The sequence below is a fragment of the Wolbachia endosymbiont (group A) of Eristalinus aeneus genome, from assembly GCF_964026915.1.
Classification (GTDB): domain Bacteria; phylum Pseudomonadota; class Alphaproteobacteria; order Rickettsiales; family Anaplasmataceae; genus Wolbachia; species Wolbachia pipientis.
On record NZ_OZ034712.1, the window covers coordinates 408,311 to 429,492 of the forward strand.

15 protein-coding genes are annotated in these 21,182 nt (G+C 35.4%); 11 read left to right on the forward strand and 4 right to left on the reverse strand.

The annotated features are described in order from the left end of the window. The first annotated feature begins 8 nt into the window (after positions 1-8). From AAGD62_RS02115 to rsmD, 7 genes are all read left to right on the forward strand, one after another. A complete protein-coding gene (locus AAGD62_RS02115) occupies positions 9-2,414 on the forward strand; it encodes a VirB4 family type IV secretion/conjugal transfer ATPase (RefSeq protein ID WP_155969161.1) in 2,406 nt (801 codons plus the stop codon). After that, positions 2,407-4,971 carry a type IV secretion system protein gene (locus AAGD62_RS02120; RefSeq protein WP_213863603.1) on the forward strand — a complete coding sequence of 855 codons (2,565 nt, stop codon included), beginning with the start codon at positions 2,407-2,409 and terminating at the stop codon, positions 4,969-4,971. Before AAGD62_RS02115 ends, AAGD62_RS02120 begins: the two co-directional genes overlap by 8 nt. 9 nt (positions 4,972-4,980) lie before the next feature. Beyond that, on the forward strand, positions 4,981-7,368 hold the full coding sequence (locus AAGD62_RS02125) for a type IV secretion system protein (RefSeq protein WP_155969165.1): 2,388 nt from the start codon (positions 4,981-4,983) through the stop codon (positions 7,366-7,368). After that, on the forward strand, positions 7,365-10,310 hold the full coding sequence (locus AAGD62_RS02130) for a type IV secretion system protein (RefSeq protein WP_155969168.1): 2,946 nt from the start codon (positions 7,365-7,367) through the stop codon (positions 10,308-10,310). The genes AAGD62_RS02125 and AAGD62_RS02130 overlap by 4 nt, the downstream gene beginning before the upstream one ends. An 89-nt stretch (positions 10,311-10,399) precedes the next feature. Further along, on the forward strand, positions 10,400-14,104 hold the full coding sequence (locus tag AAGD62_RS02135; protein ID WP_155969170.1) for a type IV secretion system protein: 3,705 nt from the start codon (positions 10,400-10,402) through the stop codon (positions 14,102-14,104). Next, positions 14,094-14,726 (forward strand): hypothetical protein, encoded by a 633-nt coding sequence (locus AAGD62_RS02140; RefSeq protein ID WP_010082417.1) that lies wholly within the window; start codon positions 14,094-14,096, stop codon positions 14,724-14,726. Before AAGD62_RS02135 ends, AAGD62_RS02140 begins: the two co-directional genes overlap by 11 nt. A 122-nt stretch (positions 14,727-14,848) precedes the next feature. After that, positions 14,849-15,397, forward strand: a complete 549-nt coding sequence (gene rsmD / locus AAGD62_RS02145) for a 16S rRNA (guanine(966)-N(2))-methyltransferase RsmD (RefSeq protein WP_006280837.1) — start codon at positions 14,849-14,851, stop codon at positions 15,395-15,397. On the opposite strand, the gene AAGD62_RS02150 is transcribed toward rsmD, so the two are convergent. The 3 genes from AAGD62_RS02150 to AAGD62_RS02160 are packed head-to-tail and all read right to left on the reverse strand — an operon-like array spanning position 15,355 to position 17,842. After that, positions 15,355-15,687 carry a hypothetical protein gene (locus AAGD62_RS02150; protein WP_006279274.1) on the reverse strand — a complete coding sequence of 111 codons (333 nt, stop codon included), beginning with the start codon at positions 15,685-15,687 and terminating at the stop codon, positions 15,355-15,357. The two genes, rsmD and AAGD62_RS02150, sit on opposite strands and share 43 nt — an antisense overlap. 4 nt (positions 15,688-15,691) lie before the next feature. Continuing rightward, positions 15,692-16,282 carry a COQ9 family protein gene (locus tag AAGD62_RS02155; RefSeq protein ID WP_155969172.1) on the reverse strand — a complete coding sequence of 197 codons (591 nt, stop codon included), beginning with the start codon at positions 16,280-16,282 and terminating at the stop codon, positions 15,692-15,694. 6 nt (positions 16,283-16,288) lie between these two features. Next, positions 16,289-17,842 carry a Mur ligase family protein gene (locus AAGD62_RS02160; RefSeq protein ID WP_155969174.1) on the reverse strand — a complete coding sequence of 518 codons (1,554 nt, stop codon included), beginning with the start codon at positions 17,840-17,842 and terminating at the stop codon, positions 16,289-16,291. A gap of 752 nt (positions 17,843-18,594) precedes the next feature. On the opposite strand from AAGD62_RS02160, the gene AAGD62_RS02165 reads away from it, so the two are divergent. The 4 genes from AAGD62_RS02165 (at position 18,595) to AAGD62_RS02180 (ending at position 20,586) form a co-directional block, all read left to right on the forward strand. Beyond that, on the forward strand, positions 18,595-18,717 hold the full coding sequence (locus tag AAGD62_RS02165) for a hypothetical protein (protein WP_007549233.1): 123 nt from the start codon (positions 18,595-18,597) through the stop codon (positions 18,715-18,717). A 96-nt stretch (positions 18,718-18,813) separates the two neighbouring features. Then, entirely contained in the window at positions 18,814-19,173 is a 360-nt protein-coding gene (locus AAGD62_RS02170; protein WP_155969176.1) for a ferredoxin family 2Fe-2S iron-sulfur cluster binding protein, read from the forward strand. A 2-nt stretch (positions 19,174-19,175) separates the two neighbouring features. Further along, on the forward strand, positions 19,176-20,216 hold the full coding sequence (locus AAGD62_RS02175; RefSeq protein ID WP_155969178.1) for a hypothetical protein: 1,041 nt from the start codon (positions 19,176-19,178) through the stop codon (positions 20,214-20,216). Beyond that, positions 20,200-20,586, forward strand: coding sequence for a cytochrome c-type biogenesis protein CcmH (locus AAGD62_RS02180; protein WP_015589263.1), 387 nt, complete (start codon positions 20,200-20,202; stop codon positions 20,584-20,586). Before AAGD62_RS02175 ends, AAGD62_RS02180 begins: the two co-directional genes overlap by 17 nt. Before the next feature lie 344 nt (positions 20,587-20,930). Here the strand turns inward: AAGD62_RS02180 and AAGD62_RS06845 are convergent, their stop codons facing one another. Further along, entirely contained in the window at positions 20,931-21,179 is a 249-nt protein-coding gene (locus AAGD62_RS06845) for a transposase (protein ID WP_182309100.1), read from the reverse strand. Positions 21,180-21,182: the final 3 nt, after the last annotated feature.

Here is a 21,182-nt window from a genome sequence, read left to right on the forward strand (position 1 = left end):
GTTGTGTGATGCTGAGGTTTAGGGCTATTCAATCAAAGAATAAATCTACTCTGAACAGGGAAGTTCATGCTGCTGAATTTATTCCTTATTCTTGCTATTGGAATAGCACAACCTTGATGACAAAAGAAAATTGGTTGGTTAAGGTTATAAAATTAAGTGGTTTTGCATTTGAAACTGCCGATGACGAGGATTTAGTCATACAGAACAACATCAGGAATCAGATGCTAAGAAGCATTTCATCTCCGGCATTTAGTTTGTATTTTCATACTATCAGACGTAAGAAAAATATTTTTTCTGATGAATTTGCAAGTCAAGGTTTGCCGAATTTTTTCGCTAATCACGTAAATCTAAAATGGAGAGAAAAACACGCAACAAGGCAATCATTTATTAATGACCTATACATTACGATTATCCGTAGAGCGGACACAAAAGGAGTAGAATTTTTGTCACATCTACTACAAAAATTCGGACATGTAACTTCAAAACATGCTTGGGAAAGTGATATACGTGCCACGTATGAAGATTTAGAGGAAACGACAAATCGTGTAGTGACAAGCCTTAGAAATTATTCGCCTAAAATTCTTGGAGTAAAAGAAACTCCAGATGGTTTGTTCTGCGAAATAATGGAGTTTCTATCTAGAATCGTAAATTGTGGCTTCGTTACAAATACGCTTTTTCCGCTAAGAACTGAAATATCAAGATACTTACCAGTACATAGGTTATTCTTTGGCCGTAAGATGATACAGGTTGTGACTCATAATGAGAGTAAATATGCTGGAATAATTAGTATCAAAGAATATGGAAATCATACTTCTGCAGGAATGCTTGATTCGTTTTTACAACTTCCTTACGAGTTTATAATTACGCAATCTTTTCAATTTATAAACAGGCAAATGGCGATTGGAAAAATGCAGATACAGCAAAATCGAATGATACAGTCTGCAGATAAAGCTATTTCTCAAATAGCAGAAATTTCTCAAGCGCTTGATGACGCAATGAGTGGTAAGATTGCGTTTGGTCAACATCACCTGACTATTTTATGTATAGAAAAAAGTCCTAAATCATTGGATAACGCTCTGTCGTTGGTAGAATCAGAGCTTTCTAATTGCGGTGTTTACCCTATACGTGAGAGAGTTAACCTTGAACCAGCATTTTGGGCGCAAATTCCTGGTAATTTCGATTATATAGTGAGAAAAGCTACAATAAGTAGTCTTAATTTGGCTGGATTTGCATCTCAACATAATTATCCTACTGGTAATAAATTCAATAACCACTGGGGAGATGCCGTTACAGTTTTTGACACGACATCTGGTACTCCATTTTTTTTCAACTTTCATATAAGGGATGTTGGACACACTATGATAATTGGCCCAACTGGTGCTGGTAAAACTGTTTTAATGAATTTCCTGTGTGCCCAAGCGATGAAGTTTTCTCCAAGGATATTCTTTTTTGATAAAGATCGCGGTGCAGAGATTTTCTTAAGAGCACTTAGTGGTATCTATACTGTAATAGAACCAAGAACTAAAACAAATTTTAATCCTTTACAACTTGATGATACCTCTGATAATAGAACATTTTTAATGGAGTGGATAAAGTCTTTAATTTCGGTATATAATGATAAATTTACTTCAGAAGATATTGCACGAATTAATGATGCAATTGAAGGAAATTTTAAATTAAGAAAAGAAGACAGATTCTTGAGAAACCTCGTACCGTTTTTAGGGCTTGCAGGTCCTGATACTCTAGCTGGGGCAATATCTATGTGGCATGATAATGGTTCTCATGCTGCAATATTTGACAATAAAGAAGATTTGCTAGATTTTTCACGAGCAAGAGTATTTGGTTTTGAGATGGCTAGCTTGCTCAAAGATCCTGTTGCTCTTGGACCGGTCTTGATTTATTTATTTCATAGGATTAGTATATCTCTTGATGGCACTCCATCTATTATCGTTCTTGATGAGGCATGGGCGTTAATAGATAATCCAGTTTTTGCACCCAAGATAAAAGACTGGTTGAAGGTACTGAGAAAACTAAATGCTTTTGTGATTTTTGCTACTCAGAGTGTTGAGGATGCAAGTAAAAGTACTATTAGCGATACGCTTGTACAACAAACAGCGACACAGATTTTTTTACCAAATCTGAAAGCTACTAGTGTCTATCGGGATGTTTTTATGTTAACTGAACGTGAATATATATTAATTAAGCACACAGATCCGAGTACTAGATTCTTTTTGGTGAAACAAGGAGTCAATGCTGTAGTAGCTAGAATAGACTTAAAAGGCCTGGATGATATAATCAACGTATTATCCGGACGTGCAGAAAGTGTTCTATTGTTACACGATATATTAAATGAAGTTGGGGACAACCCAAAAGTATGGTTGCCTATATTTTATCAGAAGGTAAAAAATGTTTAAGACTAAGCTGTCATTGCTATTAATTGCGATATTTTTACTAAATATAGACTTTTTACTCTCATATCCAGTGCTTGCAGATGGAGTAAGTGGTACTGACAAGACAGAATTTGTTAGCAGATTTAATTCCACTGGCAGTTTTAGTCGTGCCTCTAATCCTGATTGTGGAGCGTTTAAAACAGCTGCAGCACTTGCTGGAATAGCGATTGCTGTTGGCGCAATATTTACTGGCATTGTTTTGATCGTTTCTTCTGCTGGTTTGTTTACCGCTCTTGTTATTGTTGGAATGATAGCTGCAATTGTTGGAGTCTGGAAAGCGATAGGAGGGCTTGTTGTTTGTGAACATAGTTTTGTTAAACACCCAGTTGCACGTGATCATGATGGAAAATACAAAAATTTTAAATTAGAAGACACAGGTTATAGTGGCTGCACCAATGAAAATTACCAAACAGAAGAGGAATATTTTTCTTGTTTGCAAAATAAAGCTCGGGAAGACGTGAACAAAAAAGATTATGACGGGAAAAGAGCAGAAAAAGAAGCCTTAAATTCTAACGTTCAGGAGAGTACAGAGAGTTATTACTGGCCAAAAAATGGTGTGCAATACAGTGAATATATAGAAGTATGTCATCGAAACCCTTTAACTTTTGGTAATCTTTTTAATAAGGTAGACTTTAATTCCAGAGGAAAACCTGGATACATAGACTTTGATGTCAGGGAGAAAGACACTGGATACGTAGATGGGTCATGGTCCTCGAAGGTTGATGGTGGTCTGGAATGTAGAGTTCTCAAAGCAGGACAGAGCGAACCCATACATGGAGCTACATTCAAAGCAGTGAGAAAAACGGGCAGATTATGTGTGGAGTTAGCCAGTGTTAGCATGCTTGGTATCGAAATGACTCCTTGGCCGCAAGGGGTTGATATGGGGTGCACGGAATTGCCACCTGACCCACTTGCTCCTATGTGTGAAAAATCTGTGATGATATTCAAAAATAAAGATGGTACAGGAGAGGAAAAAGTTCCTATTGGTAATAATGATGACTATAAAACTATTATCAGATCTAAAGAAAAAAGACTCAACGGACAAGGGGGGAAAATTTTTGTAGGTTATGATAATGCTGGCTGTTTTAGCTCGTATGTTTCTGAAGCTTGTTATAACCAGGCAGGGAGTAAATCATTAGCTCCTATTCCCGTAACTTCTATGATAGTGCAATGCATTAAGGAATCGTTAGATAATTTAGTTGCAGGTAAAGGTGCACCAAATGGTGAGAGTTTTATATCTGTAGCACAGAAAAGGCTGAAAAACACTGTAACTGCTGTTTTAGTTTTAGCTTTAATACTGTTCTCTATAAAAGCCATGTCTGGTGGAGTTCAGAGGCCTCAAGAAATGTATATGTTGATCATAAAATTCGCTTTAGTGATTTACTTCACAACAGGCAGTACCATGTCTCATTATTATGGAGAATTAACTCGTCTCTCAAATGGTTTGTCAGAGATAGTGCTAAAAGCATCATCTGAAAGTAAAGGCATATGTAATTATAAAGCAGGTACAGATTATGAATATACTCGTGCAGGAAAGAGGGTATCTTACAGTTATCTTGCACCTTGGGATAGGCTTGATTGTAGAATTTTATTTTATTTAGGTGCCCCTTTAGATGGAATTGGTGGCAAAATTGGTACTGGAGGTGTTGCAACGTTAGCAGTCTTGCTTGGTGCTGCTCCTGTCTTATTAGTTGCAGGTTCGGTAATCGGTATTATTTTTGCTGGTGGACAAATTTTAGTAGCTCTTGTCTGTATATTTATGGCCGTTCTGATGATGATGGTTATTTTGTGGCTGTGCTATGTATTTATTTTATCTCTAGTTGCTTTAAGTGTAATCATCATTTTATCACCTTTGTTCATTCCTATGGTTTTATTCCAACACACCAAAGGATATTTTGAAGGCTGGGTGAAAGAGTTGATTACCTATAGCTTATACCCGGTTATCCTTTTTGCGTTTTTGTCCTTTATGTTCATAGCATGTGATAAAATCTATTTTAAAAATTTAAATTTTGAACTGGACGAGTCATATAAAAATGAACAACCGGACAAGTCATATGAAAAGAAACAAGCAGAAATCTCATATAGTAAGAAAAAACAGTGGTTTAAATTGAAAGATGGGGAATGTGATAAAAATGAAACTACTCTTGCATGTATGATGCAAAATTATAGCTTTAAAAAGAGCAGCATACTTGGTCTATTCGACTTTACATACATGGAGTTTGGCAGCTCTCTCATCGGAGAATTATTAAAATTGTGTTTAGTATTATTCCTCTTTTACCACTTTTTAAACATTCTTCCTGGCATGGCTGCTGAACTTGCTGGTAACCATAGAGCAGCACTTGGCTCAGGTCAGACACCTGGACAAATGGTGGGCAAAGCTTTATCTGCTGCCAAAGCTGCTGCTGGGGGTGTTGCTGGAGTTGCTGGTGCTGCTGCTAAGAAGTTGAGTGGTGGAGACAAGAGTAAATCTCGAGGTTCTGGTTCTAGTAGCTCCGAGAGTGTTAACAAAAGCACTGAATGAGTTGGATTTATGCTAAAATTTTTGCTGATAATACCGTTTTTTTTTCTGTCAGGCTGCGGGGAACATCACTGTATTAAGCCAGAAAATTTATCAGGTTTGCGTGAAAAACTAGATATAGTGTCAACAGAGCAGAAATGGGTTGATTCTGGTGTTAATATCTCAGATAGAATAAGAGTAACAGAGATTGATATAGTGCCTAGTAAGGTTAATTTTTGTCCTAAGCAGTATGCAGATTTTGCAATTGGGCCTGGGAGAAATGACGTTGCATTACCATTTACACTTAAAAAAGGCGATACGATAAGCTTTAGTGTGATTGGAAGTAAAGTGTGTAAAGATAAAGAGAGTGAGACAAAAATCAGGTATTTGAAAATCGACGAAAAGTGTAGCGAGCAAGAAACGGAACATTTTGCACATGTTTTAAATCAAGAGAAATGCCAAGGTGGCAAGGATGGGATATGTCCTAATAAATATATAATAGGCGATGCGCAATGGTTGAGTGGAAGAGAGTACTGGTTTTCGAAGTTAGATCAAGATGAAAGAAAAAAGGAAATTGAAAATATTATTAACTCTATAAAACAAGGAGAGAATATAGATTGCAGCAAGCTTTCAGAGAGCAGTGCAAGTAAGATAGATACGCACATTTTAAATTCACTCTGTAGACGTATATGTAAATTTTCTTCTGGTCGTAGAGGCGAGGATTGCGTGTATATTGAATATAATAATATAGAAATTGAGCTATTCAATGCTTTAAATTCTAGTGGTGAATCTGTTGTTGCTGAAATTATTAGTAACGTATTAAAGGGAAAACAGGTAAAAACTGACATTACATTTCTAAAAGTTGGTATGGATAATGAAACTCTTGAACACATTCCAGGTGGTGGTTTATGTACTAGTTGTGATCATAAGATGGAGAATGACCATCAAATACCAAGTTTAACTTTTAGTCTATGTAGCAGAAATGACAAGAGCTGCTACAATACAAATGACAAAGGCGGGTTCAACATAAGAGTAACGAAGAACCATAGTCTGGAAAATAGCTTGTATATAAGTGTTTCCGATAAATTCCCTGAGCATAAGCCTGGTGAAAATCAAGCGGATATATCTGTAGATATCAGCAAAGTTCATGACATGGAAAACTTGAAAGGAAAATTAAAAGACAAAACAGGCACCATATATTACGGAATAAGAGACCATGGCTGCGATTACAAAAATGAAGGTCAGTTTAGCATTAACCTAACAACTCAAGAGCCACCTACAAAAACTTTTAGTGCAATATATAATTTCTTTGATGAAAAAGTGAAAACTGCATTTTTCGGCTCTAATTATAAAGACCCTAACGCAATTCACTCTGATACTAGTCCTGTAAAGTCTCTTTACGAAAGTTTTATAAAATCAAGCAGAACAAATACCATTAGATCTACTATAATATCACTATTAGTACTATATATAATCTTATATACTCTTTATTACTTTTTTGGATTAACTCATATTTCTATATATGAGTTTTTAATTATATGCGTAAAGATAGGAATCATCGCTCAGCTATTGCAGGATAATAGCTGGGACTTTTTTTATAACAACGCATTCTCTATATTTATTAACACTCCAAAACAACTAATAGAAATAGCAAATTTTAGAGGCACTACTTCAAATGTTTTTGAGTTTCTTGATTTGCCGTTCAATAGGTTCTTGTCATCGCATTCAGTATTGTTAATAGTATCTCTTATATTTTCTGGCCCTTTGGGCATTGTATCTTTTTGCTTGGTGATTTGGGGTTTAATCACAGTGAGCTTATCTATTTTTAATGCCTTATTTTCTTTTATTACATCTATAGCAATAGTTGCGTTATTACTTTCTTTAGCACCTATTTTTATTATTTGTCTTTTATTTGCGTATACTAGGCAGATGTTTCAAAACTGGGTTAAAAATTTAGCAAGATTTGCAATTCATCCAGTGGTCCTTTTAATTTTTATATCACTGATAAGTCAGGTTATGGATTATATTGTGTATTCAGTATTTGATTTTGAGGTCTGCTCTACATGTATATTTAATATTAACCTAAAGATTTTTAACCCTTGTATTTTTTATGGTTATGCTTCCAAATATACACCTAATATTACCGCTATGATGGCTTTTGTTATTTTGGGACACGCTATGAAAGCTTTAGTTGAAGCTTCTTCGGCAATATCTGACTCGTTGTTTGGTGCTTATGTAGCAAGCGAACCTGGAAGACAGTATCAACAAAGCTTAATGGGAACAGTAGGGTTAGATGAACAAAGCGTTCAAAGAAGAGAAAGAGGAGATGCCTCTCAACAGTCAGGTACGTCAAGACCTCAAATACCACAAGGGACTCAAAGGTCAACGCCTCAGATACCACAACCAGGAAGACAGCAATGATAAGTAAAAGATCACTATTATTGATACTGTGTCTTGCAATCACTGGTTGTAATATGGATTGTGTCGAGCCTGGGTTGCAGAGCAAAAACACCAGCGTTAATGTGGATGTTCCAGTTCGTAAAGCCGATAAAATTCATTGGGTTGATTCTGGTCAGGTAATTAGTCAGGGTGAGAAAATCAAATTCACCCTCGATGGATCAGTAAATTTTTGCCCTTTTAAAGAAGACAAAAATCCAAGGAAAGTACTTGTGCCAGCTAGCTTTTGTGCTGATGGCTCAGAACCAAATTATAGTAAGGCTGCGGATATTAATAGTGTACCTAACAATTATGGTGTTAATGAAAGTAAAAACGAACTATGTGGTGGCAAAGGATTTGGCAGCAATAGACGTTATGTGGACACTGGAATTAAAGTAAATCCTGGTGACAAGTTAAGCTTCAGCTTAGTTCCCAGAAAAATAACAATTGATTACGACAATCCAGAAGGGAAAGGCATCAATTTTGATGACAATTGTTATAAAGCTGTAGAAAATGATCGTAAGGAAACTGTATATAAGAAAGCTACAGTGAGTGAAGTACATCAGGGGGGAGAGTTTTTTTGTGATGGTAAAGATGGTACAAAAAATAAAATACAATTTTTACCTCTTGATAAAACAAAAGCAAAGGAAAGCAAAGTGCTAGTTGGCAATGGGTATACCCCATATGATAATAAGGTGCATTTTAATAAAGGTTATATTCAAGACAACGAACCATGGGTATATGGTTCACTACTTGATTTACGCCGCGCTAAAATAGGATTGAACGAGTTATGTGATGGAAAAAACTGTAGTCTTGATGAGAGAAAAAAGTACTCCTCCTATGAGCTTAACTGCTACCATCAAAATATATGCTATACTGAGAAGGGTATATGGAACTATGGTTTAGGTCAAGCAGGAGAACGGAACTGTGTCTCCTCTATAAGGTATAAGAAGTACGATAAAGGAAATAAATGTGATATGTATTCTTATCTAGAAAAAATGGAAGGGAATGTTAAAGCAGGTAGTTTTACTGAAGATGATAAATCTTGGGCTGAGGCTCTTGTTGCAAAAATTGGTGATCCTGATGATAAAAATACCGCTAAAGGTATTCAATGTCTTCCAAAGAAAGAGGGTGCAAAAGGGGATAATATGTGTTCGCAAATTGGCGATAACAATAAATTCGAGGATTTTTCTCTGGAATTGAACAATGATTATCCAGTAAATGACGAGGTAACGCCCGGTAGTAGTGTGATGCTCGCTATCGCAGATTATGGTCATTATTACTATAATAGAGGAGGGTACCATGTTAAAGTGACTAGATCATGTGAATATATTAATGGCGAAAAATTATATGTATATTTAGGTGATGAGCCACCTAAAGATTTGCATGGTGTGGGAACTAATGATTTTAAAGTGGTAGGAGTGAGAGAAAGAGTAAACGGAAAAGATGAGTACACCATATTAGATGTAATAAGCGGAGAACACTTTCAGAACAAAGAATCTAAGAAGATATATTTCGGCATCAATGTAAGCAACGTAGAGAGAGATGACATTACAGATAAAAATGGCAAATATTATGAAAATAATAAGTACACAGTAACTTTATTTGTTAAAAGAAAAATTAATGATTTTATTTCATCGAATGTAAACGGGGTATTTAAACTTATAAAAGAAGAAGTAATTGGGGACAGCGTTAAAGATTCATACAAAGGATATGTAAGAGGTCTTCTTCAAGGGGTAAGAGCTTTGCTTACTCTATACGTTATATTTACTGTCGTTGGCTATATGCTTGGAACAATACAGCTAAGTAAATTTGATTTCATTGTAAGAATGTTCAAGATAGCATTTATAGCTTTTGCCTTTAGCGATAGAAGCTGGGAACTTTTTGGTACAACTTTATCCAGACTTTTTATAGATGGTAGCACTTATTTAGTTGATAGTTTTTCTGGCTATGTAGGAGAAGGGGAGAGAAAATTTGCATTCTTAGACTTGACAGCAGGAGTATTATTCACAGCAGAAACTTGGCTAAAGTTTTTATCGTTGATGCTTTCTGGTCCTTTTGGCGTTATTGCATTTTTGGCAATACTCTGCGCTACTTATGCGTTTTTAAAATGCATTATTAGTGCTACATTGAAATATGTAATATCTACTGTTCTAGTAGCGTTTTTACTGTCATTAACACCTTTATTTATCGTATTTATTCTATTTCAAAAGACTAAACCCTTGTTTGATAATTGGATAAAAACGTTGGCTCATGTTTCATTAGAACCAGTCATTTTATTTTCATTTTTATCTCTTTTAAATCAGTTGATGTATTCAGTTTTATATAACCTCACAAATTTTTCTGCATGCTATCAATGTTTAATTAGCGTAAATTTCTTATCGTATGATCTGTGCTTGATGAAATCAATACTGCCTCTTGGATACAGTCCTGGCACTAGCGTTGATGTTGCACTCAGTACCGGAGAAAGGGCTGGTGGACACTTTGCAGCATTACCTATAGACCTAATCCAGGCGTTTACATACCTCATTATTGCCGGTGCAATGGAAGCTTTTGTTTCTATATCGGAAACTATGGTACAAACACTATTTAGCTCTGGTTATGGAGTTACTGGCGGTGTTGGTACAGTTGCTAAGAGCGCATCGCAAGCTATGCTGTCAACCGTTGGCCTTGATGATAAGACCCAAAGTATGATACAGAGTATCAAGCAGAAAATGAGTAAAGATCGGGGAAAAATTGAGGCTAAATTACCTAACACACCAAAGCAACCAGACAAAAAAGAAGATTCTAAAGGAAGTTCTGATAAAACAACGAGTGATAGACCTAAAACATTAAAACAATCAGATCAGCAAAAAAATTCTGATGAAACAATAAGAAGTGATCCTAGTGCTAAAGCTAAAAACAAGGAAGAAAATGGAGAGGAGTAAGATATGAATGATGTTATGGAGTAACTAATTAAAAAGATATTTTAAGTAAAGTTTTAGAAATTTATTCTGTATTTGGAAAAAGTTTAGATATGCAATCACGTTTAGGCAAATGTTGGTTTAGGGTATTACTTCTTGCAGCTTATGTGCTGATCACAGGTTGTAGTAAGAACGATATGCCTTTTCCAAGGTGCATATCTGCTGACTATTTTGGTCCTGAACCTATTGCAGTAAGCGCTCATTTTTCAAGCGATCATGATGCTTTTATTCCAGAAGGTGAAGATGAAAGCGTTATTGATCCTGACACTGGTGAAATTAATTCTGGTTTTCACCATAACCAAGTGGTGAAGTGGAAAGATACTGGATTAGAAACCAATGGAGATAGCTTAATAGTGCGAGTAAATGGTGCATGGACATCTTGGAGTAATAATAACAAGAAGGAATCTAAAAAAGGCAGTTATACCTTACAAAGCTTGGAGCAGTTAAAATATGCAACTAAATTTGAAGGTAAACAAAGTGATAATAGTTTACCTAATTTTCACTTAGTTTGTAATGATTATAAACCTAGCATACAAAAATTTTCAAGTAAGTCTGATACAAGTTGCACTGTAAATTGCAAGTGCATTAATGAAGATGATAGCGCAAATACAGTATCACGTGGTGCTCCATGTTGGTTTACCAATGGTCATGGTGCTTATCTTTTGTTTCAAACGGGGAAAGATGATCCTAACGAAAATCTAAAGTTAATGCGCGATCCTCAATATCCTACTGTACATCTAGGTTACAACTCCGTGGCAGAAAATGGGAGCGGTCTTTTTACTTTAGACAGAGATAGCACTAAATTAAAAGACAGAAATTGTAATGAGTTGAAGTTAAAAAAGGGATGGAAAATATATGTAAAAATATTAGATAGATATTACTTAGATAATGTAGGTGGCTACTCTTTTGAGTTCTTAAGTGGAGTGCAGCAGCCAAGTAGTTTTGGGTTTTTTGATTACATTTATAACTATCTAAAATGTGTATTATTGATTAACGAAAATTGCAAAGAACATTTTAATAGCAATGATCCTGCAGTTGCACAAGCTATGTTCGAAAATATAGCTGAAAAAAGTACGAGCTTTCACAATTTTGTTCTTTCCTTGCTTGTTCTATTTGTAATGATTTCATCGCTTCTTTATCTTTTTGGCATGATACAAGAAACTAAGCATGATATGCTCATCAGAATGATGAAAATCACTCTAGTAATAGTGCTTATATCTCCTGGAAGTTTTAGATTTTTCTATGATCATTTTCTTGTTTTATTCGTTAAAGGTCTTGAACAATTGATAAGTATAATTACTAATTTTGCTCCCAACATGAACACCGGAAGTATTGCTCAAGGAGATGAAGCTAAGTTGTTTAGCTTCATGGAGGACATGTTCAATAAGTTTTTTGCTTATTCTGTTTGGAAAAAGTTTGCAGCGTTTTTACATTACCAAATGTGGGCAAGCCTTCTTATGATACCGGCAATTTTCATAGGGATTGTGCTATACTTCTTGCTGTGCTTATATGCTTACATAATATTTCTCTCTGGTTTTATGGGTATAGCTTTTCTTATAGCCATTATGCCACTGTTTCTAATTTCTATTTTATTTTCACCGCTGAAAAGTCTATTTGAAGGTTGGATAAAATTCTGCATCAGCTTTTGTTTACAGTCGATTATGATATTTGCTCTCTTGTCATTACTGGCTTCCATTATAATGAATACCTTTTATAGGCAGTTAGGTTTTACTGTATGCTACAATAAATGGTTTGAGGTAAGGTTATGTGCTCCAAAATGGGTGTTTGGTGGTTTTTGTATCGTTGATAAGCAGTACTTTGGTTGGACCCCAGGGCAAATTTTCGTACCTTACACTCTTGGAGAAGCTTCTCCGCTGAACGTAGATAAGAACATAGAAGGTATAGAAAAGATAAGCAGAGAAGGTGGTACAATAAAATTTACTGGCGGTGCTGGGTATATCCCTCTTCCACCGGATTACATTGAAAAAGGGTTTCGTTATATAGATTATCCTTTCTTTAACCCAATTCCTGGTACTAAAGAGAATCCAGCAGACCATTATATTGCAGAAAGTGATATGGTAGTAGATAATAGCTGTAGTGTAAAAGATTTAGTGCGTTTAACAAATAGTTTATCCCATGCATCAGAAAAAGCTGATATCTTATTATTGATTAATAATATAAGTAAAAAGACAGAAATCTATTGTAAGCAGCCAGGAAATGAAAGCAGGTGTACTAATTACAAGGAAATCATAGAAAAAGTAATTCTACAGCCAAGTTTAAAAAGTGAAATAAAGTCTTTAGTGCAAGATATAATTAGACAAGATGGGAGCTGCCAATCACAGAATTTTTATAAGGTAAATAGAAACTATCAAGAAAATAGTGATTACCAAAGGGTGCAAGACATACAGAGAGGTTATTTAATCAATGCAGGGGAAATCTTTATACTATTCTTGCTTTCATTTTTAATGTTCTCCTTACGCACGTTCGTACAACAAATGGGCTCAAGTATCGCTGGTGGTGGATTCAGCGTTTACAATATATCTAGTATGTATCAGGCATCGCCTTTGACTGGGATAATGGAAGGATTCAAACAGCAGTGGCAAAATTTTGCTGGTAGAGGACTTGAGTCTTTAGGCAGTTGGGCTACTCATTTACCGGATAGATTAGCCGGAGGTGCAGCTAATCTGCTGGGGAGAGTACCAAGAGTTGGAGGAGTGCTGAAATACGCTATTGATGTGCCACGTAAATTTGTAGGTGCTACTATTGAAGCAACAAAATTTGCAACATCACCTAAAAATGACGTTGATAAACTTGAGGAAAAGATCTACAGGGCATTTGGAGTTGATAAGGAAGATATTACACACAGAAGGATCGGTAAATATTTAGATTATTATAAAGGATACGTAGGATCACATTTGGGCTATACAATAGAAGATGCTATGAAGTTTACTTGGGAGCATGGCCTTGATTCTATAGGAGTTAGCCGCCGTACAGGAGAAAAAGATGGTTATCCAAATAACTTACTTTTTAGAGCAAAATCGCATAGGCAAGATTTCTTGAATAAGCTTCATGATGACACCATAGGCCGTAAGAGAGAACCAGAAAAAGACAATCCTGATCAATCAAATAAGGTAGAACGAGAGTTAGGCACGGAACTAGTAAGAGATAACCATGATCAGCCACTAGAAGAAGGCGACCCTCTTCGACTACGAGGGGGAGGTCAGCCAGATAAGGTAGTACGAGAACTAAGCACAGAACAAGAAGACAAGCCTAATCAACTACAGCATGATCAGCCAACAGAAGAAGATAAGCCTGATCAATCAAATGAAGTGACACGAAATTTAGGCACGGAACCAAAAGGTTCAGATGAAATTGATGATTTTGGATCTGCTTTTGAAGGTATGGAAAAACGTGCTGAAAGAGAAGGCAGAAGAAATCAAGATAAAGTTTACAACCTCTCACCACTTTTTGAAATGAACACTCCAGAAGCTGTAGAAAAACGTGCTGAAAGAGCTAGAAGAAAAGAAGAAAGAGATCGAAAAGACGAAGTTTATAATCTTAAGCCTTTATTTAAAGAACCAAAAAATCCAGAAGAGTACGTTAAGGCACTTTTTGAAATGAATACCCAGGAAGCTATAAAAAAACGTGCTGAAAGAGAGGAAAAAAGAAATCGAGAAGACAGTAAAAGGAAATTACCGGAACCAATGAGGAAACCAGATGCAAAAGGAGATGAGAAGAGGATTGAAGATGAAGACTAATAAAAATTTCAAAGGCCTTGATTATTATAAATTGCAGCAAGACAAAGATGGCAACATAAAGTTAAATGACTACGACGACATTTTAAATGCGCGTAGGGCAAGGGTAGACTTGTTGCGGGATAACACATCACTTGACAAGGATGTCAATTTTGCTAAATTGAATAAAGCTTTGAGTGAGAAATTTGTAGATAATCATAGTTTATTGTCTGAATTTGATAAGGAAGACAAAGAGATTGTACAAGAAAGGATTAAGGTGTTTAGTATTTTAGAAAGTCTTGAAGACCTTAAAAGCGTGAAAAGTGAAGATCTGTTAGAGGTTAGCTTACTGCTGTCAGATCTTAGCTTCATAGAGAGAAATGTTGTACTAAATACCGATCAGAATTCTGATCTAGCAGGATTTAAAAACCTATTTATTGAAAAAAAAGCATCTGGTGAAGAGTATAGTGAAGAAGAATGTAGAGGCTTTCTTGATAATATAGATAAAATCAATACTATAATTAAGTTAGAGTTAGAAAGCAGAATTGAAGGGCTAAATCATGATGAAAAAAATGATCATGATGATTTACAAGATGAGATTGGTCAAGCAATTAATGCAGCAGGCAAATCAGAAAAAGATAACTGATGAGTCTTGTGTTTGTGTTTTTCTTACAAGCGACTCGATAGCTTCTCTCTATTAAACTGCTAAAGCCATATTGACATTAATCATATAGTATAAATAATTAATTATTTTGGAGCTTATTTAATATGCTACGCATCATTGCAGGCAAATATCGCGGAAGAAAAATAACTACAGGTAAGCATTTAGCTGCACGGCCAACTATGAGTATTGTCCGAGAAGCAATATTTAATATGCTTTCCTCAAGAAAACCTATTTATAACTTGAATGTACTTGATTTATTCTGTGGTAGTGGTTCTTTTTCATTTGAAGCGCTTTCTCGCGGCGCTAAACATGCATTTATGGTAGATTCAGATTATTACAATTTGCAATTGCCTAAAAAAACAGCAAAAGATTTTGGAATTACGGACAATGTTACGCTAATTTGCTGCAGTGCTAACTGCTTACCACAACCTATTTCAAAATGTGACATAGTTTTTATAGACCCACCTTACAATAGCAATCTAGTTGAATCAACGTTGAATGGACTAGCTCACTCAGGCTGGTTAAGTGATGATGCATTGATAATTCTAGAGATTAGGAAAAACGAAGATTTTGAGTGCAATAAAAACTTCAGTATAATCTTGGAACGCACCTACGGTATAGCGAGAATAATTTTTCTTTCTCTATTAACTTGAACTTGCATATACTTTTCATTGATGAGTTCCAGTTCTATTTTCGTCAAGTTTCCGGAGAAATTACTTATTCTGTACTGCCCTAGATCAAAATTTTTATTAAATTCAGAGTCTATTAAATATTCATGTGCTTCTTCAATAAATTTATTTTCTTTTTCTTCGTAACTGGTGTATTTTGTTGTACCATTATTATCCTCACGATAAACTAAATGTTCTTTATGATCAGCATGAATATTTTTATTTTCACAAACCTTTTCAGGATCGTGCTCAAGTACTTTTCTACCAACAATCAATAGCTTATAAGAAATTTCCTATGATTCCTTTTAAGCGAGTTTTGAATTTTTGAAATGTCATGACATTGTTGATACGGTTATCAAGAAACGATAAAGTATCCGCAAAATCTTCTGAATAATCATTGATAAAAAAAAGTATCGTACTTAAGTACACTCCAGCTAATATTGCTCTTTTTGTATAGTAGTTAAAATCTGTTGATTGGTCATGAATGCCATACCAAATCGCACTAATAGTTCTGTATAAAAGTTTACTAGAAAAATATGTATTTTTTGGTGATACGGAGAATGATAAAACATTTTTTAAAAGTTCTCTATAATTCGGTAGCTTAGCATAGTTTGAAAGGTATATTTGAATGGCTAACTTTACTCGCTCTCGCACTTTCATATCTTCTAAATTAGAATTCCTTAGTTCAGCTTCCATTGAGCTATTTAAGTCCTCTGCTATGTGCTCCAAAGCGCTATATATTCCATTCTGAAATTTGCAAAAGCTATTAGCTAGATTAAGGTCAGTGCACACCTTTAATAGGGTTTCATCGCTTATCCCTTCAAATGGAATAACCCTAATTAGCTTATCTATTATTAACTTTTGTTCCACGCAACATCATACTAAACAGCATGTGTGATTGTACCTGAGATTTTCAAACATTCTACAAAATGCTTCACCACGTTCCTCGAAATTTTTCCATTGATCAAAAGAAGCACACGCGGGAGAAAGTAATATTGTTACTTCTTCTGCGCTATTTAAGGCCTCTTCAAAAGCCAATCTGAATGCATCTTCTAGATTGCAACATTTAACATAATCTACTTTATTCTCCATAACATTTGCAAAAGCTTCGGTTGATTCTCCAATAAGAAAAGCTTTTCTAACCCTTGTAAAATGCTTGCTTAATGATTCTATTCCACCTTTTTTGCTTCTTCCACCAGCGATCCAATTTATGTTTTCATAAGATAAGATCGCCTTTTCGCTCGATTTTGCATTAGTTGCTTTGCTATCGTTCACGAAAAACACATTTCTTATTTTGCCAAGCAGTTCATTCCTATGCCTCAGTCCTGAAAAGGACTTGATTCCATTGATAATAGTGTTGCTATCTACTCCAAGTACCTTACATACGGCATATGTGGCTGCTATGTTTTCTGCGTTGGATATTAGGTTTATTTTCACGTCGCTTACTGATAAGCTATGATTCTCTAGTTTTAACGAGATCTTCTGGATCCCAGTGCCCCTTTTGTCATCCAAGTAGCTGACACTGGGATCCAGATAATTTCGATCTATACCAGTAATCTGTTCACTATAATCAAGCAAATTGTTACCTGCCAATGATATTAGATCTCTTGCACCACCCTCTGTCATCTGAGTAGTTGGCAATGGTTTTTCTTTTCTGGATTCCAGCGTCACGCGCTGGAATGACATCGGGGAATATGTTACTGAGATTGGAATTTTGTCTCCAGTGAATTTGTTGAATATATCAGCAGTAATCTCATTGTCACATCCTATTACGGCAACCTCACTACCGTTTATCAGTTTTAATTTAGTTGCTATGTAGTTCTCCATACTTCCATGCCTATCTATGTGATCTGGTGTAATATTGAGCAGTGCTGAAATGTCCACGTTAATTTCATTCATCAACTCCAATTGAAAAGAGGAAAATTCAATTACATAAATTTCTGCATCTCTTTCTAGATCCAAAACAGGAACGCCTAAATTTCCACCAATAGCTACTTTTTTCCCTGCAGATTTTAATATGTGCCCTATTAGTGATGTAGTGGTTGATTTACCATTTGTTCCTGTGATGCCTATTACCTTCTGGTTCGTAGTTTTAGCTTCAAGAAATAGCTCAATGTCTGATTTTATTTTGCAATCAAATCTCCTTGCAAGTTTTACTATCCAATGTGGCTCTGTTGGCACTCCAGGGCTTAAAACCAATGCACTGATCTCATGCCAATTGTATTCCTTGGGATGAATAAAATTACATTTTTTATACATCATTTTTGCATTTGCTATTTGCTCTTCATGATCATCCCATGCATATATTCTTGCACCACTCTTTGTTAGAGCGTTAATGGCGGATAAACCAGTTTTACCAAGACCAAAAACCGCGACGTTTTGATTTTTGTATTTGTTTAGTTGCACTGCTAGATAACTTATGTGAACCATTTTATAAAGATATCGTACAAACTACAACAGACTTCTTGCATAGGTTACAACTGTCATTCAATAGAAACGAAAAAACTTACTTGACACCCTCCGCCAGTCCCCTTATCATGAAACTGAAGCTATTTATTTATCTTCTCTGTACAGATTAAATGACAAAAAAACTCACGTATCTGGCGTCTCATGTTTAATTTTTTGCACTATGTGCACCTTATGTCTTTATAAAATTTCTAGGTTTTTACCTAATATAAGCTAAAATGCGCTTATAAAGCATTTAAAACATAAAAAAACGCCAACTTAAAAAATGGATAGTGAATAATTAGCTACCCTAGGGTTTCTTTTGCCTTTTTTTCTGTTTAGTAAATTTCTTAATGTTTATAATTTAGATTAGTTGCGGCTTAAAAGCAACTGAATCGCGGTTATTAAACGTTTAGAATAAAAAAACGCCATACTTGAAAGTATAATGTAAGTAATTAGCCAACCACGGGGCTTCTTTTGCCTTTTTTTCATTTGGTAAATTTCTTAATATTTATGGCTAAACGACAATCGTCATCCCGCTGCTTGTTAGCGGGATCTCTTGTTAGCGGCTGAGATACCGCGAATGAATCGCGGTATGACGGTTCGCGACGGCGTGACGATAAGCTCGTTATCCCGCTGCTTGTTAGCGGCTAAGAGATACCGCGGCAGTATGACGGTTAAGTGGGGTGTCATCCCAGTGTCAGCTACTCGGATGACAGGAGAAGGAGGCTACTTGCATGACACCATTCTTTTTTCTGGATCCAAGTAATCAGGGCACTGGGATGACAAGAAGAGGGCACTGCCGTCATAAAGGAACCAGTGTCAGCTACTCGGATGACAACAAAGAGCTACTTGGATAACAAGAAATATAGGCACTGGAATTGCAAAGAGTTTGCAAATATTAGTTATTACCTGTAGGATATAGAGAAATTAGTAAGGATTTTAATAGGAATAATATGCCATCTGTTACTTTTATTTTACCTGATGGGAGTAAGAAAAGTTATGAAGCTGCAGAGGGAGAAACTCTGCTCAATTTAGCCCATAGAAGTGATCCAGATCTGCTTGAAGGTGCATGTGAAGGCTCTCTTGCTTGTTCTACATGCCACGTGATTGTTGATCCAAAATCTTATGATGCTGTAGAAACGCATAATCCCATATCTGATGAGGAAAATGATATGTTAGACCTAGCTTTCGGCTTAACAGAGACATCAAGACTTGGGTGCCAAATAAAAATCACAAAAGATATCGACGGCTTGTGTGTAACCATACCAAGGGGTACAAGAAATATATCATTGGATAAACAGGGGAGTGATTAGCTATGCGTAAGATTTTTATCTATATTATCATCTCTTTACTTTTGTTTATTCCTGTAGCGTATAGTGGTTTTTGGTATTTTTCTGCATGTAAGGTAAAAAATCTTTTAGCTGAAACAATACTATACATTAACGACGAAAAATTTGATATTTCACATGATTTTAGTGGATTTCCTTCTAACCTAATTTTTCGTGTGACAAACCCAAAATTTTCCAATGAGCAATTAACCATCTCATCTGATGCTTTATTGATAAAAAATAGATTGTTTGATAAATCAGTATATATCTACATACCAAGCAATGAAGTCAATATTGCTGTTCATGGTGATGAGAAAAAGAATATAAAATGCCACACAAACGATAGCAGCCACTTTGTTGTTAGACTAAACGATTTACCATCTTCATTGCGATTCAACAAAAATAGTACCGTGATAGACTATATAGATACACTTCGTTACGAAGATTATGGATTAAAATGTGATGTTTTAGAAAATCAGCAAAGTGTTATAACTGAAGTGAATGATAAAAGCAATTACATTCAATTTCACCTCGATAAAGAACCAAGTGGAAATACTAAACTAGGATTTGATTTTTATACTTATCGGTATAAAAATACTGCAAGTCCTGAAAGTTACCTTAGTATCGACACTAAATTTGATTACGAATTTGTAAACCACATCTCAGCTTCCAGAATTAATTTCAACATAGAGAAATTTTTAATTCAAAGTAATAATTTTTCTCTTGCTGCAGATGGTGGAGTGCGAAATTATAATTTGGTTACGTCTTCATTTAAAGACAAAATCAACGTGGCTATATCAAATTATAAAGAATTAATCTCGTTTATGATTGGTGACTCAAAAACTTCAGATGCGTTTGAAAAATTAATGTCTTCCTTATCAGAAAAAACAACTGATGATGGCATTCAATTTTCAATAAAGTACGATGATGATGTAGGGTCAAGCTTTATTGGAAAGTTATCCACCACTGATTTTATGAACCAGCTCAGTAAAATAACCCAATTAACCAAGGATGAGAGCAGTAGTTAGTTTACTTTTCATATTGATATTCCACTCAGGCGTAAACGCTTTTACTCTGGATAATAAACTCAGAGATAAAAGCATGGAAAAACGAGCAACCAGTTTATTTGAAATAATAAGGTGTCCAATATGTTCTGGCGAATCATTGTCTGAATCTGGATCTCAGATCGCGTATGATATGCGAGAAGCAATTCGTAAAAAAATCAATGATGGATACACAGATGAAGAGATAATCTCAGAGTTAAAAAATTCTTACGGCAATTCAATTATAATCGTACCGCCTATAAAATCTAGCACTTACATTTTGTGGTTTATTCCACTTACAACTCTGCTTATTGGGTGTTTTTTAATACAAAGATACATCAATACAACCACTTAAACCTTTTATATATAGCTAAAGTGACTTAGGTTCTCTAATTGCACATAAGTCAACAATAATTTTCACACAAATCAAAACAGCATATCTTCTCCATAATCCTTGGTAATTTTACATAAGTTAAAAGTAGCATATGGTTCTCTCCGCGGTCTGAGATGACAATAAATTTGTCAAGCCGCATTATACTTGTTAGGCGGAAGTGGACGGCAACATATTTACCACGAAGTCTAACTAAGTTCTTGCTTGTCCCTTCCATCGGCATTGCTATCTTTATTTTCAATAAAATTATTGTCCTATGCTCTTTTGATGTTTATTGATAATAAAATTCTGTTTTATCAACCAACATCCTATGCATAATTACAGCTAATTTTCTTGCTACTGCTACAATTGCTTTTTTCATTCCTTTTTTCTTCGCAACCCCAGTTTTTTAATTTAAATGTCCTCTTGGTAACTGTAAGCATTGTTTGTGCAGCTTCATATAACATACTTCTACATTCCGCTGGTCCCATCTTTGATATGCTGCCATGCCGATCAACTTCTCCAGAAGAATATTGCCTTGGTGTCAACCCTATATACCCCAGTTGCGGATTAGCCAACGA

Coding starts and splice junctions, on each gene's coding strand:
- AAGD62_RS02115 (WP_155969161.1), top strand. CDS start 9: ATGCTGAGGTTTAGGGCTATTCAATCAAAGAATAAATCTACTCTGAAC.
- AAGD62_RS02120 (WP_213863603.1), top strand. CDS start 2,407: ATGTTTAAGACTAAGCTGTCATTGCTATTAATTGCGATATTTTTACTA.
- AAGD62_RS02125 (WP_155969165.1), top strand. CDS start 4,981: ATGCTAAAATTTTTGCTGATAATACCGTTTTTTTTTCTGTCAGGCTGC.
- AAGD62_RS02130 (WP_155969168.1), top strand. CDS start 7,365: ATGATAAGTAAAAGATCACTATTATTGATACTGTGTCTTGCAATCACT.
- AAGD62_RS02135 (WP_155969170.1), top strand. CDS start 10,400: ATGCAATCACGTTTAGGCAAATGTTGGTTTAGGGTATTACTTCTTGCA.
- AAGD62_RS02140 (WP_010082417.1), top strand. CDS start 14,094: ATGAAGACTAATAAAAATTTCAAAGGCCTTGATTATTATAAATTGCAG.
- rsmD (WP_006280837.1), top strand. CDS start 14,849: ATGCTACGCATCATTGCAGGCAAATATCGCGGAAGAAAAATAACTACA.
- AAGD62_RS02160 (WP_155969174.1), bottom strand. CDS start 17,842: ATGGTTCACATAAGTTATCTAGCAGTGCAACTAAACAAATACAAAAAT.
- AAGD62_RS02165 (WP_007549233.1), top strand. CDS start 18,595: ATGACACCATTCTTTTTTCTGGATCCAAGTAATCAGGGCACTGGGATG.
- AAGD62_RS02170 (WP_155969176.1), top strand. CDS start 18,814: ATGCCATCTGTTACTTTTATTTTACCTGATGGGAGTAAGAAAAGTTAT.
- AAGD62_RS02175 (WP_155969178.1), top strand. CDS start 19,176: ATGCGTAAGATTTTTATCTATATTATCATCTCTTTACTTTTGTTTATT.
- AAGD62_RS02180 (WP_015589263.1), top strand. CDS start 20,200: ATGAGAGCAGTAGTTAGTTTACTTTTCATATTGATATTCCACTCAGGC.